Source organism: Paenibacillus sp. FSL R7-0652, from assembly GCF_038595045.1.
In the GTDB taxonomy this organism is placed as follows: domain Bacteria; phylum Bacillota; class Bacilli; order Paenibacillales; family Paenibacillaceae; genus Paenibacillus.
The window spans coordinates 1,985,258-2,002,278 of record NZ_CP152001.1 but is presented as its reverse complement, the minus strand read 5'-3'; the positions used below and the strand labels follow the sequence as shown (position 1 = coordinate 2,002,278).

General features: G+C 48.3%; 15 protein-coding genes. 3 read left to right on the top strand and 12 right to left on the bottom strand.

Going from position 1 to position 17,021, the window contains the following annotated elements; genetic code table 11:
- Positions 1-74 precede the first annotated feature (74 nt).
- On the top strand, positions 75-713 hold the full coding sequence (cysC, locus tag MKY97_RS09190) for an adenylyl-sulfate kinase (protein ID WP_342555141.1): 639 nt from the start codon (positions 75-77) through the stop codon (positions 711-713).
- A 116-nt stretch (positions 714-829) separates the two neighbouring features.
- Here cysC and MKY97_RS09185 read toward each other — a convergent pair whose 3' ends face one another.
- The 9 genes from MKY97_RS09185 to MKY97_RS09145 all read right to left on the bottom strand — a co-directional run bounded on the left by MKY97_RS09185 (position 830) and on the right by MKY97_RS09145 (position 10,735).
- Positions 830-2,674 (bottom strand): ABC transporter ATP-binding protein, encoded by a 1,845-nt coding sequence (locus MKY97_RS09185; protein ID WP_342555140.1) that lies wholly within the window; start codon positions 2,672-2,674, stop codon positions 830-832.
- Positions 2,671-3,804: a nucleotidyltransferase family protein gene (locus MKY97_RS09180; protein WP_342556288.1), complete on the bottom strand. Its 1,134-nt coding sequence runs from the start codon at positions 3,802-3,804 to the stop codon at positions 2,671-2,673. The genes MKY97_RS09185 and MKY97_RS09180 overlap by 4 nt, the downstream gene beginning before the upstream one ends.
- Positions 3,805-3,856: 52 nt before the next feature.
- The gene (locus tag MKY97_RS09175; protein WP_342555139.1) at positions 3,857-4,339 is read right to left on the bottom strand and encodes a lasso peptide biosynthesis B2 protein; all 483 of its coding nucleotides are present in this window, start codon (positions 4,337-4,339) and stop codon (positions 3,857-3,859) included.
- A gap of 4 nt (positions 4,340-4,343) precedes the next feature.
- Positions 4,344-4,643: a lasso peptide biosynthesis PqqD family chaperone gene (locus MKY97_RS09170; protein WP_342555138.1), complete on the bottom strand. Its 300-nt coding sequence runs from the start codon at positions 4,641-4,643 to the stop codon at positions 4,344-4,346.
- On the bottom strand, positions 4,640-5,587 hold the full coding sequence (locus tag MKY97_RS09165; RefSeq protein ID WP_342555137.1) for an aldolase: 948 nt from the start codon (positions 5,585-5,587) through the stop codon (positions 4,640-4,642). The genes MKY97_RS09170 and MKY97_RS09165 overlap by 4 nt, the downstream gene beginning before the upstream one ends.
- 135 nt (positions 5,588-5,722) lie before the next feature.
- Positions 5,723-5,863 (bottom strand): paeninodin family lasso peptide, encoded by a 141-nt coding sequence (locus MKY97_RS09160; protein ID WP_342555136.1) that lies wholly within the window; start codon positions 5,861-5,863, stop codon positions 5,723-5,725.
- A gap of 35 nt (positions 5,864-5,898) precedes the next feature.
- A complete protein-coding gene (locus tag MKY97_RS09155; protein ID WP_342555135.1) occupies positions 5,899-7,830 on the bottom strand; it encodes an asparagine synthase-related protein in 1,932 nt (643 codons plus the stop codon).
- The gene (locus tag MKY97_RS09150) at positions 7,827-9,095 is read right to left on the bottom strand and encodes a sulfotransferase (protein ID WP_342555134.1); all 1,269 of its coding nucleotides are present in this window, start codon (positions 9,093-9,095) and stop codon (positions 7,827-7,829) included. The genes MKY97_RS09155 and MKY97_RS09150 overlap by 4 nt, the downstream gene beginning before the upstream one ends.
- A gap of 299 nt (positions 9,096-9,394) precedes the next feature.
- A complete protein-coding gene (locus MKY97_RS09145; protein WP_342555133.1) occupies positions 9,395-10,735 on the bottom strand; it encodes an MFS transporter in 1,341 nt (446 codons plus the stop codon).
- Positions 10,736-10,991: 256 nt separating this feature from the next.
- Here MKY97_RS09145 and yhbH point away from each other — a divergent pair, with 256 nt between their 5' ends.
- Both yhbH and MKY97_RS09135 read left to right on the top strand, forming a co-directional pair.
- Positions 10,992-12,158, top strand: a complete 1,167-nt coding sequence (gene yhbH, locus MKY97_RS09140; RefSeq protein WP_342555132.1) for a sporulation protein YhbH — start codon at positions 10,992-10,994, stop codon at positions 12,156-12,158.
- On the top strand, positions 12,155-13,591 hold the full coding sequence (locus tag MKY97_RS09135) for a SpoVR family protein (protein WP_342555131.1): 1,437 nt from the start codon (positions 12,155-12,157) through the stop codon (positions 13,589-13,591). Before yhbH ends, MKY97_RS09135 begins: the two co-directional genes overlap by 4 nt.
- A gap of 95 nt (positions 13,592-13,686) precedes the next feature.
- On the opposite strand, the gene MKY97_RS09130 is transcribed toward MKY97_RS09135, so the two are convergent.
- From MKY97_RS09130 to MKY97_RS09120, 3 genes are all read right to left on the bottom strand, one after another.
- The gene (locus MKY97_RS09130; protein ID WP_342555130.1) at positions 13,687-13,968 is read right to left on the bottom strand and encodes a type II toxin-antitoxin system RelE/ParE family toxin; all 282 of its coding nucleotides are present in this window, start codon (positions 13,966-13,968) and stop codon (positions 13,687-13,689) included.
- Complete coding sequence (locus MKY97_RS09125) at positions 13,969-14,202, bottom strand: hypothetical protein (protein ID WP_342555129.1); 234 nt, start codon at positions 14,200-14,202, stop codon at positions 13,969-13,971.
- Positions 14,203-14,390: 188 nt separating this feature from the next.
- A complete protein-coding gene (locus MKY97_RS09120; protein WP_342555128.1) occupies positions 14,391-16,874 on the bottom strand; it encodes an EAL domain-containing protein in 2,484 nt (827 codons plus the stop codon).
- Positions 16,875-17,021: the final 147 nt, after the last annotated feature.

Here is a 17,021-nt window from a genome sequence, read left to right as displayed (position 1 = left end):
ATTCTCATAGTCTATAATCTACTAAATATGTTAAAATATTATACATTCCAGTAGGCGAGAAGAGGCGGGATAACATGTCAAAGGACGAGCGCAATATTACCTGGCAGGCATCAAGTCTAACCAGGCAGGATCGGGAGGAAAACAATGGGCATCGCAGCCGCACCTTGTGGTTTACAGGTTTATCCGGTGCAGGTAAATCATCCATTGCGTTTGCACTGGAGCGATTTTTGCATGAGCAGGGTGTTCGCTGTTATGTGCTTGATGGCGATAACGTGCGGCATGGATTAAATCGGGATCTTGGTTTCACTGCAGCGGATCGGCAGGAAAATCTGCGGCGGATCGGAGAGGTGTGCAGGCTGATGGTAGACGCTGGACTGTTTGTGCTCTCGGCGTTTATTTCTCCCCACGCCCAGGATCGGGAGATGGTTCGGCAGCTGATCGAACCGGAAGATTTCATTGAAATCTACGTTCGCTGTTCCATTCAAGAGTGTGAGCGGCGTGATCCCAAAGGACTCTACCAAAAAGCCCGAAAAGGTGAAATCCCTCATTTTACAGGCATCTCTGCTCCTTATGACATCCCTGAATCCCCTTCATTCATCATTGATACCGAACTATGCACTATTGAAGAAGCCGTGCAGGAGATTGTGGGGCATCTGCAGCAGATCGGTGCATTACATCTTCCTCTGCAAACCAATTCAGCCCTGATCTATTAATCCAATTCCAAGCAGCTGCACAGCAGGATAGAAAAGGCGTCCCTTCGCGGGCACGCCTTTTTGATGCATCTCACTTAAAAATTCGGCAAAACCTGCTTCTTTACTTTTTTAGATCTTCACTGCCCTGCCGCACCAGCCTGCATATTAAGCAGCTTGCTGAACGTACCTGCCGAATCCGTAGAAAGCTGCTGATAGCCTCCCTCTTGAATGACACGCCCTTCTTCCAGAACAATTACACGATCCGCAGTCCGAATGGTCGACAATCGATGGGCAATGACGATAATGGTAACGCGGCCTTTCAATCGTTCAAGTGCTTCGTGAATGTGCTGTTCATTTTCGCTGTCCAGTGCACTTGTCGCCTCATCCAAGACGAGCACCGAAGGATTACGGAGCATAGTCCGGGCCAGCACAAGACGCTGACGTTCACCTCCTGACAGACGTATCCCGCGATCGCCAATAACCGTATCCAGACCTTGAGGCAGCCTGCGAACAAATGCGGCCGAGGAGGAAAATTGCAGTGCCCGCCACATCTGCTCTTCACTTGCATCAGGATCAACCAGACGTAAATTTTCACGAATGCTTGTATGAAACAAAAAAGGGTCCTGAGACACATAACCAATCGAACTCCGCCAGTTCAATAACCGTTCCTCTGTCAAGGGTTCCCCATCAATCAGAATGCGGCCGCTTTCTGGTTTTACTAAGCCCATAATGAGATCAATTAATGTGCTTTTGCCCGCACCGGATTTACCAACGATGGCAGTCATACCTTTAGCGGGAATGGAAGCATGCACACTCGCCAAAGAATAACTGTCACTCCCTTCGTAACGATAAAACACATCTTCACAGATGATTTCATCGTTCAGATCAATGGGAATGATCTGCTGCGCGGGAGCGGAAGATGTGCTTACCTCTCCTGCCTCTCGCTGTGCAGCGGTCTGTTCGCTAATTTCGCGGCTCCCCTCTGTCTGGACCTGCAGCTCTCTCACGATTCGAAACGCCGGAAGCATCGAGCTGATGTACTCCAGATTGGACTGAATAGCAGTAAACCTTGGCCATAATCGTGAAAAAATCAATATTATTAGCAGCAGACTGGCCGGGGGCACCGACATCACCTTTAACGATAGATAGATAAACGCCGCGATAATCATCGCCGCGGATACCCGGTGGATGAGCTGTGTACCCGTGTTAAGCTGGCTAAACTGCACCACGTTCTGCTCAATCTGTCTGCACATACGCTCGAACCAATGGATATGTGAACGTTCCAGCATGTTGCTCTTGATGTCCTTGATTCCGTTAAAATGCTCGGTAATTCCATAATAATAGCTTTGTGAGAATTCTGAAGTCTGATCCCCAATCTGTTTGGCACGTTTAACGAATTTTCTCAGGAGAACAAACAGCAGCAGACCACAGACAAACACAAGCGTCGTAAGCTTCGCGGACAACCAGAAAGCCAGACCAATCTGAACAGCAGTAAAAATCAGTGAAGCTGCCATCTGCAGTACCAGACTTGTTCCCTGACTTACACGGGCCAACTCTGTCGTTAATATATGGTTAAAATCGGATTTTCGTTTTTGGAGGAAAAAGGACCATTGTGCCTTAAGGACAGCACTGTAGGTTTCTATACGCAGCGTTCGTACGAACTGCTGCTGAATACGGGTATTACGGATCGTCTGGAGGCGCTGCATCCACGCCTGCCCGGAGACGATGAGTACAAAGGAGAACAGAACAAATATCAACTGACTACTTTCTGAAAATCGACCGAGTACTTCGGTTAACCAAGGGATGTGTATACCAGAGGACCCCATTTCAAAAACACCAATCAGACTCAGCATAGGAACGAGCATATAGATGCCGATTCCTTCCATTAACCCAATACAGACCATGCCCAGCAGATTCCAATATAGAACTGGCCCAGAGACTTGATGAAGTTTTCGCATAAAATAGTTTAATTCCGAGATCATACTTTTCCCCTCTCTGTCATCGTGCTTCGTTTCAAACGTCGCCAGAACCAGAGAAACGGGCGTAACGGAAAATACAGAAAGAACAGCCGACGCGGAAGAGGGAACTGCTGCACGTCCCAGGTACTTGGATATAAACGTTCAACAAAGAAAAACCATTTCTGTCTCGTACTCCGGAGAGAAAATAAATAGGAGCGGTAATGCTTCAACTGATCCGGACTGTCCAGCATATCATTCATAAACAGCGCACCTTCTCTTGCTAATCGCCGGCCTGCGCGCTCATTCATAGTCTGGATCGATGTGAAAGCATCATCCAGCGGTGTGTGCAGCAGATCTGAAGTCAAGTGCAGTGTTTGCGAACCAATAGATAAACGGCCCTCGGCTTTCAAACGCCGCTCAATCTTTTTCATGTCCAGCGGCATCGTTCGAATCATCTGATCAATGTCCAGCAGCCACCGCAGCCTGAACCAGCCATGCCTCGCTCCATGGGTCACCAGATAAACCCACAAATCTTCTCTTTCGAGCATACGCACAGGTGTCTGGGTATACGAGCTGAACCGGCTTCGTTTCCACAACACCTCAAAATCCGTTTCACGGCCAGAATCGGGATTAAGCCGCCAATGGATCTCCACCTGCGTGCGTTTGTCCGGATGAATATAACAAATATGGTGCTCCCGCCACTTCCAGCTGCGGACCGTAAGTGCCCTCTCGCCTTCTTTACACTGGTAACCAAGATCGATAAGTATACGTTCAGCTGCCTCGACGTCCTGTACGGGAATCAGAATATCCAGATCTTTGGACGTCCGCATCGATACTTCCCCGTATAGGTCATCGGCCAGAGCAGGTCCTTTAAGTGTTATCGTACGGATGCCTCGTTCGCGGAATGCACCACATACTTGCTCCATTTCTGCCGTTAACTGCAGCATACGAAAGGTATTGATCGTGTACTGCTGTTTCAGGCGTTCCATCACCGCTGCAGGAACAAACGGACTGTTCAGCTTTTTTAATTGGACATAAATGACCGAATACAGCCGATGGTGGTACGCAAGCTTTAGAAATAGCGGCCAATCTATATTATGCAGCCGGCTCTTGATCTCCTCCGAAGTCAGATCTGTCAGATCACCTCTAAGCATGCTCAAGATCAGCTTGAGCTCCTTTGGAAACCGTGTCCCATAAAGTTCAGTTTCATGTGTCATAGACAATCTCTCCAGATCCCTTCTCAGGACATCGTTTGCCAAACACGCCGACAACCGTATACTGGTCCATCGTATCTGCACCGGTTACGATCAGTTTTCCGCTTCGCAGCCAGGCGTGTGCCTTCAGTTGTCCTTGTTTATTCCGTGCAGTGCCCATGTACAATGTACTTGCAATTTTACGTCGTTCCAGCATTTTCATTGCAGCTATAGCCATCACGAGACATTGACTTTCCCATAACGTATACTTACTGGCGATCAATACGGCTTTGGAGATATTCCTTATTTCGAGCACTTGGCTGCGATCCAGCCCGGTCACAGGTGTTTCAACCATAGGCGCTCCAAGCCCTGGAGCAATTTTGGCAAAAGGTCTTGCCTTCTGGATTCGTGCCCAACCCAGCAGCACATAAGCTTCCCACACCAAACGCCTTATCGGACCCGGGAGAGAAAAGTATGACCTCGCTTTATGAAACATCTCGCTACACTCCGCGAGAAATGGCGATTAAACCTTCACGGGAAAGATGCTCCAAAAAAGGCACAACCTGCTCACGGCATTGATCAGGCTGAATATCGTATTCCGCAGCAAGTGTCTCGATCAATTCGTCCAGCGTATGTTCTTCGGCAATCAGTTCCCAGATTCGTCCGCCTGTGCTGCCCAGATTGTAATACTTGCCTGAACTGATGCTCATCATCACCTTTTCGCCGCCCATATCACTAACCAGATTGCCTTCCTTCCGGGTTACCACGTCATTGGCATAAATGGGTGTAACTGCTGTCATATGCTTGTATGCACTCCTTTGCTTATATGATTGATGATCCGCTCCACCATTTCAAATGCCGTAAAATCCGGCCCGGTTCTGCTTAATCTGCTGACTTCTACACTTGCTGAAAGTCTTGAAGACGTTTCAAACAGCCATTGAGCAAGCCCCTGACGTGTCACCAGTCCACCACGAAAAGTATGAGAGCAGAGCACGTGCAGACGTTCAAGACCGCTGATCGCTCTCAGCTGTACAGGTCCCGGTTCAAGATCAGGCTGGGGTACAAGCTCATATATACCCGCCAGCGGCACAGCGCTCTCGTGGAAGTAGTGCTGAACCGGTATGGCATACTTGGTAACTTCAGCATGGACTGTAGCATAATTTTCCTGGTTCATGCCGAAGCCTTCCAGACTGGGCTGCCATAATTTCTGCTGAGGATATCCTGGCGATACAATTGCCCTCCCTCCAGCATCCCATGTTAAAGCCACTACATCATCTGTGAGCAGCGGATACCCGCGTGATGCCAGCGCTGCTGACAGTGTTGATTTTCCTGCTCCAGAATGACCGACAAATGCATAAGCCCACCCATCAATAACAACTGCACTTCCATGCAGTGGAAGTATACCGCGCTGCATCATAATAACGGACATGCATGTCCCCAGGATAAATAATCGAATCTTCTTCTCATCCGCCCCGGGCACTGGAGAGACAGCGATCCTTTGACCGTATTCCATTAAAAACAAACCCGTATCTTCGATTTTGAAAAAAAGACATCCATCCCGTGCCACAAAATTGTCGCTGCCAACATCCCATTTCTCCCATAAATCGGTCAGATCGCAGGCATCGATATTCACATCCACTGTCTGCTGATCCGTCCCTGTATTCGGCACTGCAATCTGCAATTCAGGCATCGGAATCTGACTTAACCAGACCAAACCGTAAGCTTCATAATGCACAGGCAGCAATAAAAGATCCTCCTTCGTTAATAGATATGAAAAAAAGCCCTGATATTCATGTGCTCAATATTAGGGCGGAGGCGGAAAAGCTGGACTGGCTGCAGTTCCGCCCTTTAAGTATGGTGATTCTATGGGAAATTAGAATTAAGACGTTGTTGGGTCGTACAAGTCGGCATCATGAACCGTAATCCAGTCGATTTGTCTGTAGCCGGTACCTGCCATTGTTTCATTTACGTCCAACACTTCAAGTACGGGTGCTTGCCATTCCTTTTTTTCGTTTTGCATCGTATTCACCTCCTTTCAAGTGGATAAGATAGAGATCAAAATTGCTGCATAAAGCGGTATACAATCAGGCTGTGCATCATTAAACGCAAATCTGGATGGGACGCTAATTCAGGTCGTGGGCTTGGAAAATGAGCCAGAGCCGATTGAATACGATCCGTGTTTAATATGCCGGCAACCCGGCTGTCAGAACACAACGTTTGAAGCTCGGAGGTAAACCTCTCCCAGTCGGGCAGGATGCGGTGCAGCCAATCCGCAGGCTGTACTCCCCGTACACGCTGGTTTAGTCTCACTTTATCGGGCAGTTCGGGTGAAGCAGCCCGGCGAATCAGGGATCGGTCTGTCCCCTGCCGTACATACTGCTCAATGGGCACGGAAAGACAAAACCGGATTACTCTTGGATCACTGGTCGGATCACGCTCCCACACCCGGTAACGGAGGGAGCATTTGGTGGCAACAGCCCCATTTTTATTAGCAATAGCCAGATTGTTGAACTTGTCAGCTCGTACCTTAAGCGCATCAGCTTGTGCACTGCTCTGCAGCACAAGGATGGATTTAAGTCGATCAAGCACACCTGTTCTTCGGGCAAACTCTGGATGAATCAACTGCACGCCTGCAGGCTGAGCCGCCCCGTTGCGGTGTGACTTGAACAAATCAGGAAAAGCTTTACGGCCTGTAATTTTGGCGATGCGTGTGAAGGCCATCCCTGTCCGCTCGCTGTACTGCTGCATCTCGCGAAACCAGCGGAAATATCGACCGCTCTTCAGCAAACTGGCGTAGTAATCCAGTGCAGGTCCCCAGGAGATCGTAAAATTACCGCGTGCGCCTGTCAGCAAAATGCCGGCATCCTGCTCACTCGCTTTTTCATAAAAGCCGCGGATCCAGAATGAATTTTCAAAATATTTATATGGCATCTCCATCATATTGAGCCACGTATCTACTTCACTAAGTGGACTGCGTCCTTCGAAATCCAGATAGTTTTCCGAGATGTTACCGACATGATTAATGGTAGATCGAATAAACGGCCGCTCGTCAGCCAGTAATGTTTTCGACGTGTAATCTGTAAAATCCGGAACTGGCACATAACTGTATGCATGAAGCTGTTTACCCTGGCTCCGGAGCGTACCGGAAGCAAAACCGGCAACAGCCCCTGAATCCAGTCCTCCGCTTAAAGCTGCCGCCACCTGTCTGTGGGTCCGCAGCCGCGAACTGACAGCTTGACTGAACACTTCACGAAAAGCTTCTACATAGTCATCATCCGATTTGAGGCGAAGTGGTTCAACATCGTCCCAGTGATGATACTGCTTCAGTTCAATCTTCCCGTCTCGTAACGTCAACGTGTGCGCAGAGGGAAGCTGCTGGACGCCGCGATATACCGTAGAATGAATATCTGCCGAATCATGCATGTCAGGAATGGCCAGAAATTCGGATAACCAGGTTTCGTCGAGTGATTTCTGTACACCTCCAAGCTCAAGCAGTGGTTTCATCAGCGTACAGAAGGCAAACCGCATACCGTCATGACGATAATAAAATGCTCTCATACCTGTAATATCTCTCGCGGCAAACAGCATGCGGCGGCGTTCATCCCAGATTGTGAACACAAAATCCCCGAGTAAGTGCCTCGCCACGTCTTCTCCCCAGTGCTGATATGCACGTAAAATCACTTGACTGTCCGCCAGCACAGCCAGCTCTGCTCTTGAAATCTGGAGCTGGTCGGCCAGCTGCTCCCGGTTGTCCAGAATTGCATCGGCCGTAATAATCATTCGACTTTCTTCATCATATAGAGGTAATTTCTCGTTTACGGACTCTGGCGTAATCCACTGGGCATGACAGCTGAGAAACGCTTCATCCCCTTTCCATACTCCCGTTGTATCTGCCGGGATATGTCCTAGACTGGCGTATAACCGCCAGCTGTCCTCCCATAGCGCCTGCTGACCATCCATATGTACGATTCCGGCTATGGCACTCATGACTTTCCTCCCCGAACCATTCTGCGCTGGGATGCCCATGCGCTGATTTGACGACCAAATGGTATCCATGATTTGATTCGCTGCAGTTTACTATGGGCAGAAGCAAGCTGCTTCTTCAGACGTTCCCGTTCCGTATATCCGCGTTCCAGCCTCTGATCCGCTGCTCGAAGAGCTGCCTGCAGCTGTCTAATCGTGACCATGGCTTCCAGTGCCGGATCACGCTTGGCAGGTTCATCCTGCTCACTGCAGTTCTGCATCGGAGACGGATGCTGCCCATTGTTCTTCCATGCCTTCATTTGGTAATTTGGCTGCCACCGACATCCGGACGCCACCGACAGCTGCTGCTCAAGCCGATGTAACACTTCCTGATCGGGATTATCTTCCACCCGAACTCCTGTCCATTGTTCAGCTTCCCGCAGCTGTTCACTGTAACCCATCCGGTGGAACAGGTTTGCTCCCAGCACACGGCAGTACATTTCAACCTCCTGCCGATCAAGTATTTCTTTCCAGTTGTTAACAGAATTCTGATGAGCTTCCTGATGTGATGAGAGGAAAGGGTCCCCCACACCCATACTGTAAAACATGTCCGCTTTGGTACTATCAACAAATTGCCCATACTGTTCCATTCCCTGTTCATACGAGATGTCCAGAAAAGCACATAACTTTTCAAGTTCTTCCCGTGGTCTCATGACCAAGTGCTCATACTTCAATTCGTAAGCAAAGGAATGAGACTCGGCAAAGTAATCATTTAAACGAGTTAAACCAAGGGTCAGATCGACTGCCTTCATATCAAGCTTCGGACTATTTAAACTCTGGAGCAGATCAAAGCCTTCTCCGGTATGGCGGTTCACTTTTTTAAAGGATGCGGCTGTTGAAAGGGGGTTACGCTGAAGATGGATGCGCCTGGACTGTGGAAACAAACGATCCAGCCATTCCAGCATGTAATAATAACGCGGAGATTTATCAACGATGAAGTCTGCTCCGCTCCCTTCCAGGAATCCATTATATATTTCAAGAGCAAAGCTTCTGCATGCCTTTTCGAAAACATCTTCGGACACCATCGCTTGATAAAATTGGCGGATGATGGAGCTGCCGCCATATACCCGGGAGTCTGCCTTGGATAAATCGACAAGGTTCATCAGAAACCACATCTCCTGGGTGGCAAATATGCGGCTGTGATTCTGCAGCATGACGGTGGACAACGAACTTCCGCTGCGCGGGATGCATAGTAAAAAGACAAGTCCATTTCCCTGCGTATCTATCAATGGCAGCCTCTCCTCTGTATATTTATAAGAATATGCTGTGGGATGGGATCGACCGAATGATCATTACCTTACAATTGACAGGAATTTTCGACACTCTAAGATACACTATGTATTCATACCTTTACTCTATGATACAAAATGTATCATGTCAATCTTTTATTTTCACCTTTTCATAATTTCTTTATGTTCCCTTGTCCTGATTATGGAGCAGGACAAAAAAAAGCCCCAGACCTCTGTTCTGCTGTGAACTAGGTCTGGAAGCTGGGGCAAAAACGATACGGATCAATACACTACACTACTCACCCGGTAAAAGGAACTCCGTCCCCTTTTCCCTTCATACTTCTGCCTTGAATGCGTTCCCGTTCTTCCTGGTCAGCTAACTGTGCATCCTGCATCCCACGCTGCACCTTCACTGTCAGCAGCATCGCAATGCCCGCCGCGAAAAAGAAGATCAATGACAGAATGCCCCAGCGAGTCGAGCCCGTGATCTGCCCAACGTAACCAAATACAAATGGACCAAAGATGGAAGCAAATTTACCCGTAATGTTAACAAATCCAAAATACTCTCCCGTTCTGCCTGCAGGCATCAGATTACTGAACAACGAGCGCGACGTTGATTGGCTTATTCCCTGCACAACCCCCACAAGTCCGGCGAGCAGATAAAAATGAACAGCTTGAGTCATAAAGTAACCCAAAATAACAATACAGATATAGATGCTTAAACTGACCAATAGTACCTGCTTCGCTCCCCATCGCTGCGCCCATGCCCCCAGAAGCAGCGTACAAGGAAAACCGATAAATTGGGTCAGCAGCAGCGCCAGCATCAAATCAGTGGTGCCAATGCCAATGCTTGCCCCATAAATGGTTGCCATCAAAATAATCGTGTTGATCCCGTCATTAAAAAACCAGAACGCGATCAGCATGCGAAGCAGCTGCGGAAAACGCCGGATCTGCCCGAAGGTTTGCTGCAGTCTGCGTAAGCCAACCTTAGCATAATCGGTCCAGGATGCAGGCAGATCAGCCGATGCTGGCCGTCCCGGGGCATGGCGGAAGATGGGGAGAGAAAAAAGCAGCCACCACAGCGAAACGGAGATGAATGCCAGTCTCGTACCTGCAAGTGTACTCGGCATGCCAAACCAGCCCGGCTGCTGAATCATCAACAGATTGATTGCAAGCAGCAGTCCTCCGCCGATATAACCATAGGCATAACCTTTGGAGGACACCATATCTCTCCGCTCCGCAGGAACCAGATCGGGCAGCATTGCATCATAGAACGTATTTCCGCCAGCAAATCCAATCGTGGACAACACAAGCAGGATAGATGCAAGCAGCCAGTCTCCTTCACCAATGACACTGAATCCGAGTGTCGCCATAATTCCAACGATCGCAAATACACGTAGAAAGTCCCCTTTTCGTCCCGACAAATCAGCCAGTGTGCCGAGCAGCGGAGTTAACAGCGCCACACATAACATGCCAATCGAATGCGTATAAGCAAGGTAAGAGGCTGCGGTGTCCTTATCCACTGTTGCGGCAGCAACAGAAGCATAGAATACAGGCAGCACTGCTGCCAGTACGGTTGTTGCATAAGCCGAATTGGCCCAGTCATACATAATCCAGGCTTTTACTGCACGTTTATCCACATGTAATCCGTCCTTTACACGCATCAGGTGAGATGCTCAGAATCAGTCCATTTTCTCTATTGTAAAGGAAAGAACTCACATTAGATCATGATTTTTGTAAATTTTCGGCATATGCCTCTTCTCAGCCTATGGTTAGGCCAATCGAGTGGAATTCATTCATTTTAGTTGAGATCGCATCACATATCGTCCCCGCCCGTGAATATACTTAATTACCGACAGGCCAAACTGTGCCGCGTAATCAATGGGGGGTGCCTACATGTCAAATTCACACCAGCCTTACTCGTTCGTCGTATCCCGGGAAGATTGGTCGCTTCACCGCAAAGGGTACCAGGACCAGCAGCGCCATCAGCAAAAGGTGAAAGATGTCATTAAGCAGAATCTGCCTGATCTGATTACCGAAGAAAATATTATCATGTCCGATGGACAACAAATCATTAAGGTACCGATCCGCAGTCTGGATGAGTACCGTTTTGTGTATAACTACCAGAAACAAAAACATGTCGGTCAAGGAGACGGAGACAGCCAGGTAGGTGATGTTATTGGCCGCGATCCTGCTTCACAGAAGCCGGGCAAGGGTGAAAAAGCCGGTGATCAGCCGGGTCACGATATTGTAGAAGCCGAGATCAGCATCGAGGAATTGGAAGATATTTTGTTTGCCGAGCTTGAATTACCGGACTTGAAACAAAAAGATAAGGATCTGATCGAGACACATACGGTGGTCTTCAACGATATTCGCAAAAAAGGCATGCAGTCCAACATTGACAAGAAACGTACGATTTTGGAGAACCTTCGCCGCAATGCAACAACGGGTAATCCCGGCATACACCATATCAGTCCGGATGATCTCCGTTACAAGACGTGGGAAGATAAGATTATTCCCCAGTCCAATGCTGTCATTATTGCCATGATGGATACGTCAGGATCGATGGGCTCTTTTGAAAAATACTGTGCGCGAAGCTTTTTTTTCTGGATGACCCGTTTCCTGCGCCGCCAGTATGAGAAGGTCGAAATTGTGTTTCTCGCCCATCATACGGAAGCCAAAGAAGTCACGGAAGAGGAATTTTTCACTCGCGGCGAGAGCGGCGGCACGATCTGCTCCTCTGTATATATGAAGGCACTGGATATTATTGATCGCCGCTATCCGCCTTCCAGCTACAACATCTACCCATTTCATTTCTCGGATGGGGATAACCTGACATCGGATAATGAGCGCTGCGTGAAGCTGATCGGCGAATTAATGAAACGCAGCAATATGTTTGGGTACGGTGAAGTGAACCAGTACAACCGCAGCAGCACGCTTATGTCCGCCTATCGCCACATTAAGATGGATCAGTTTATGTATTACGTCATCAAGGAAAAAGGTGAAGTCTACAAAGCACTGCGCAGCTTTTTTCAAAAAAGAGAAGGAGGCAGCCTGGGATGACCGATGAAATCCGCGAACTGGAATATGCCATTGCTGAAATTATGGAGATTGCCGATGGATTCGGCCTCGACTATTACCCGATGCGCTACGAGATCTGCCCGTCGGATATCATTTACACCTTTGGTGCGTACGGCATGCCCACAAGGTTCAGTCACTGGAGTTTCGGCAAAACCTTTCACAAGATGAAAATGCAGTATGATTTCGGTCTGAGTAAAATTTATGAACTCGTCATCAACTCCAATCCCTGTTACGCCTTCCTGCTGGACGGCAACTCTCTGATCCAAAACAAATTAATCGTCGCCCACGTGCTGGCCCACTGCGATTTTTTCAAAAATAACGCTCGCTTCTCCAAGTCCAACCGCAACATGGTGGAAAGCATGGCTGCTACGGCGGACCGGATCAGCAACTATGAGATGGAGTATGGCACAGAGGCGGTCGAATCGTTTATTGATGCCGTGATCGCCATTCAGGAGAATGTTGACCCGCAGCTGATCAAACCCCGCCATCTGGATAAACAGCGTTATATGGAGATGAAAATCCGTGAGCAGCGCGGCGAAAAACCACCTAAACCGGAAGGTCAATATGACGATCTCTGGTCTCTCGACAATCTGCAGACCGAGGAGAAACCTGCGGACAGCGTGAAGGTGCATCATTTCCCACCCGAGCCGGAAAAAGACATTATGTGGTTTATTCAGGAGTTCTCCGAGGTGCTCACCGACTGGCAGCGGGATATTATGAGTATGATGCGGGAAGAGATGCTCTATTTCTGGCCGCAGATGGAAACCAAGATCATGAACGAAGGCTGGGCCTCCTACTGGCACCAGCGTATTATACGCGAATTGGACCTGAGCAGTGAGGATACGATCGAGTTTGCCAAGCTGAATTCTTCCGTTGTACAGCCGTCCAAACAGAGTCTGAATCCGTACTATCTGGGGCTAAAAATTTTCGAGGACATCGAACACCGCTGGGATCATCCGACACGCGAAGAGCAGGAACGATGGGGACGTCAGCCCGGACAGGGCCGCGCCAAAATGTTCGAGGTCCGCGAGTTCGACTCGGATACCTCCTTCATCCGCAACTACATGACCAAAAAGTTAACCGAGGACCTCGACCTCTATGTGTTCGAGAAAAAAGGGCCGGACTGGAAAATCACCGATAAGTCCTGGGAAAACATCCGCGATCAGCTTGTATTCTCCCGCATTAACGGCGGTTCTCCGTATCTGGTCGTACAGGACGCAGACTATCTGCGCACCGGAGAACTCGTGCTGAAGCACCAGTATGAAGGCATCGAGCTGGATCTGAAATACATGGAGCGCACGCTTCCGTATCTGTACCGCCTATGGGGACGTACGGTGCATGTTGAGACCCGTGTGGAGGATAAACCGATCTGGTTCACGTACGACGGCAAGAAACATCATCGCAAGTTTTTATAGACACAAGCAGTCATACTTTTATAATCAAAAAGAGGCAAGTTCCAGATACTACTCAGGAACTTGCCTCTTGGCCGTTTATACATGTTTTCCGAAGACTAGAATCTATATTTGCGATTCATCGCACCATGCTTAAAAGACGTAATTACATAGCGTTCACCGCTTTCCATTACTTTGTAAGACACAACGTAACGATCCACGATACAATAATATGTATTGTGGTACTCACGGGATGGCATTAATGTACCCATGGTAACCACCTTCTGTTCCACTCTACGAATCAAATTAACCTTATACTCCATCGTTTCTTGATCTGTAAAATGTTCACTCTTGATCTGACGAAGTCGGTTCATCGCCGTTGCGGTCCATTGAACCATCAATTACAGCTCACCACGCTTCACCAATTCAATCAGGTCATCTGTTGAATACAGCTTGCCTTGCTCGATGTCTTTCTCGGATGCTTCAATCATTTGTCTTATTTCCGGATCAAAATCCAACTCATCCACCGGGTTATACACTTCATATTCCAGGCCTGCAATACGAATAAATTCCTTATGATCTTTCTTATAGGATTCAATGACGGTGCCATCAGGAGCTTTCAGACTAAAGTTCATTCCTTGCAACCTCCTTTGATGAAATTACAACATCTTCTCGCGAAATATTTAATCTGATTATAGCATATAACCAAGTAAGAACTAATTCATACACTGTGATAATCCTGCATTTAATCATTTTTCATTTGTATCATAGAACAAAAAAGAGGCAAGTTCCAGATACAATCCGGAACTTGCCTCTTGACCGTTTAAACCGAATGAAACACCGTGTTACGTTCCCCCAGCAAACGCAGGGGTACAAAGAAATTGTTTTCCACTTCGCTTGCCGGTAGAGGCCTACTGAAATAATATCCTTGAATCTCCCTGCAGTCATTCTGCATTAGAATATCAAGCTGTCCTTTCGTTTCAATGCCTTCGGCGATCACTTCCATCTTGAGATTCTGGGCCATCGAGATAATTGTAGCTACAATGGCCTGATCACTGTGACTTTCGGTAATATCCGTGACAAAGGAACGATCAATCTTGAGTTTGTGAATCGGGAAGTGTTTGAGATAGCTCAGCGAGCTGTATCCCGTGCCGAAATCATCCAGACTGATCTTCACACCCAGAGCAGACAGCTCGTTCAGAATGGCCGTGGAGACCGCTGCATCCATCATCATGCTCTCCGTAATCTCCAGCTCCAGATATTTGGCTTCCAGCCCTGTCTCGCTTAACGCGTTCTGAACCTGCTCCACCAGGTTCGACTGGTGGAATTGCTGGCTGGACAAGTTCACAGACACCGGTATGAGTGGCCCGCCGCTGGCATGCCACAGCTTCATCTGCCTGCAGGCTTCACGAAGCGTCCAGTTGCCAATCTCATAGATCAAGCCTGTCTCCTCGGCCAGCGGGATAAATACATTCGGTGCAAGCAGTCCTTTAAGCGGGTGTCTCCAGCGAATCAGGGCTTCGACGCCAATCATTCGGCGGTCCTGCGTGCGAATCTGGGGTTGATAGTACAGCACCATCTCATTGCGCTCCAGTGCTTTCCGCAGATAGCCTTCCAGCTCAATTCGTTCATAGAGTTCCGAGTCAAGCTGTGCGGTATAGAACTGGTACCCGTTCTTGCCATTTTTCTTCACTTCATACATGGCAGAGTCCGCATGTTTAATCAGGGCATCTGTCCCCGCCCCATGTTCAGGATACATGGCAATACCGATGCTGGCTGTAACGTAAAAATCATTTTCCTTCAAACGATACGGCTGCTGTATCGATTCAACGATTTTTTCCGCAAGCTGAATGATTCGCTTCTCGTTCGCCTGGTCCCCGGTGACCACCATGGTGAACTCATCTCCGCCCATTCGAGCCAGTGTGACATTAGCAGCAGCCTGAGGATGGGAAGCTTCAATGGTGCTTACAATTCGGTCGCTGACTTCCTTCAAGAATACGTCTCCAATCGAATGACCGAGAGAATCATTAATCATCTTGAAACGGTCGATATCCATAACCATAACCGCAAATCTGGCTTGTTTTCTCCCGCAGACATGGATCGTTTCAGCCAGCACTTCATCCAGCTTGCGACGATTAGGCAGTCCGGTGAGCGGGTCGTGCAGCGCCTGATGACGTATCTTTTCCTGAGCCTGTGCCTCTTCCGTAATATCTTTAATCAGAATATGGCTTCCAACATGCGTTTCATCAATAATAACCGGAATGACGGCAATGCTTAGGTCGAGAAGTTCATTCTGTCCATTTTTCATTTTGGCCATATAAAGTCTCTGTTCCAGTTCCTGATTGTCCCACTCGTGAACGGTATGCTTATTCGCACACTGTACATTAATCTGCTCTACGATCTCGCCAACCGGACGGTTGATCATCTTTTTCTCGGAATATCCCGTTATGGTGGTGACTGCAGCGTTGATGCCTTTAATGATCCCATCTCTGTCCACAGAGATGATAGCATCCGAATGATTATGGTACAGCGCTTGATACCACTGTTCGTTCTCACGAATACGCTGATCCTTCTGAGACATCCGCTGATTGATGAAATTACCAAATATGGTGAGTCCAATCGCAATAAATGAACCTGCTGTAATCAGATAAGCAAGAACCTCTGCCTCCATTTGTCTGCTCAAGCTCTCAGGAATCACCGCAGTTTGATGGAAATCTGCGGCGGCCATCCCGGTATAGTGCATGCCTGTAATGCCCAGACCCATAATAAATCCGCTGCCAATTTTGTAAACCCAATCGCGCTTCGAGTCCCGGCGGTTAAAATAAAACATAAGCCACAGTGCGGCAAACGAAGCAGCGGCTGCAATAAGAATCGATAAAGATACAAGAGCAGGCTTGTACGTCACAGTAATTGACATCGCCGCCATTCCTACGTAATGCATGGAGGTAATGCCTGTTGTCATCAGCAGCCCCGCAATCACGAGCCTGCTGATTTTATTGGACTGACGGCCGGCGAAATCCAGTGCTACCCCCGATGCAGCAATTGCAAGCAAAACGGACAAAATGACTTGATCTGTGGAATAAGAAACGTGCATAGGCAGCACAAAAGCAAGCATGCCAACAAAGTGCATCGACCAGATGCCAAGCCCCATGGAGACTGCCCCGCATACGACCCACAGGTGACGTGCCTTTCCACTCGTCAAAGATACACGGCCTGCAAGATCAAGTGCCGCATAAGAGGCTAGCGATGCAATGATATAGGATAAAATAACAAGTTGTAGATTGTACGTGCCATGTATGTGCTCCACTCACTCTGTCCTTTCAGTCGGGCGATCTCCGTATGTATGTTAAAAGTAAAAAAGAAGCGAGTGCGCTGTCTGGATGACAGGCACTCCCTCCGTATCATTTGACTTTGCGACCAGCGACTTAGTCATAAACCATTCGGCATACATTAG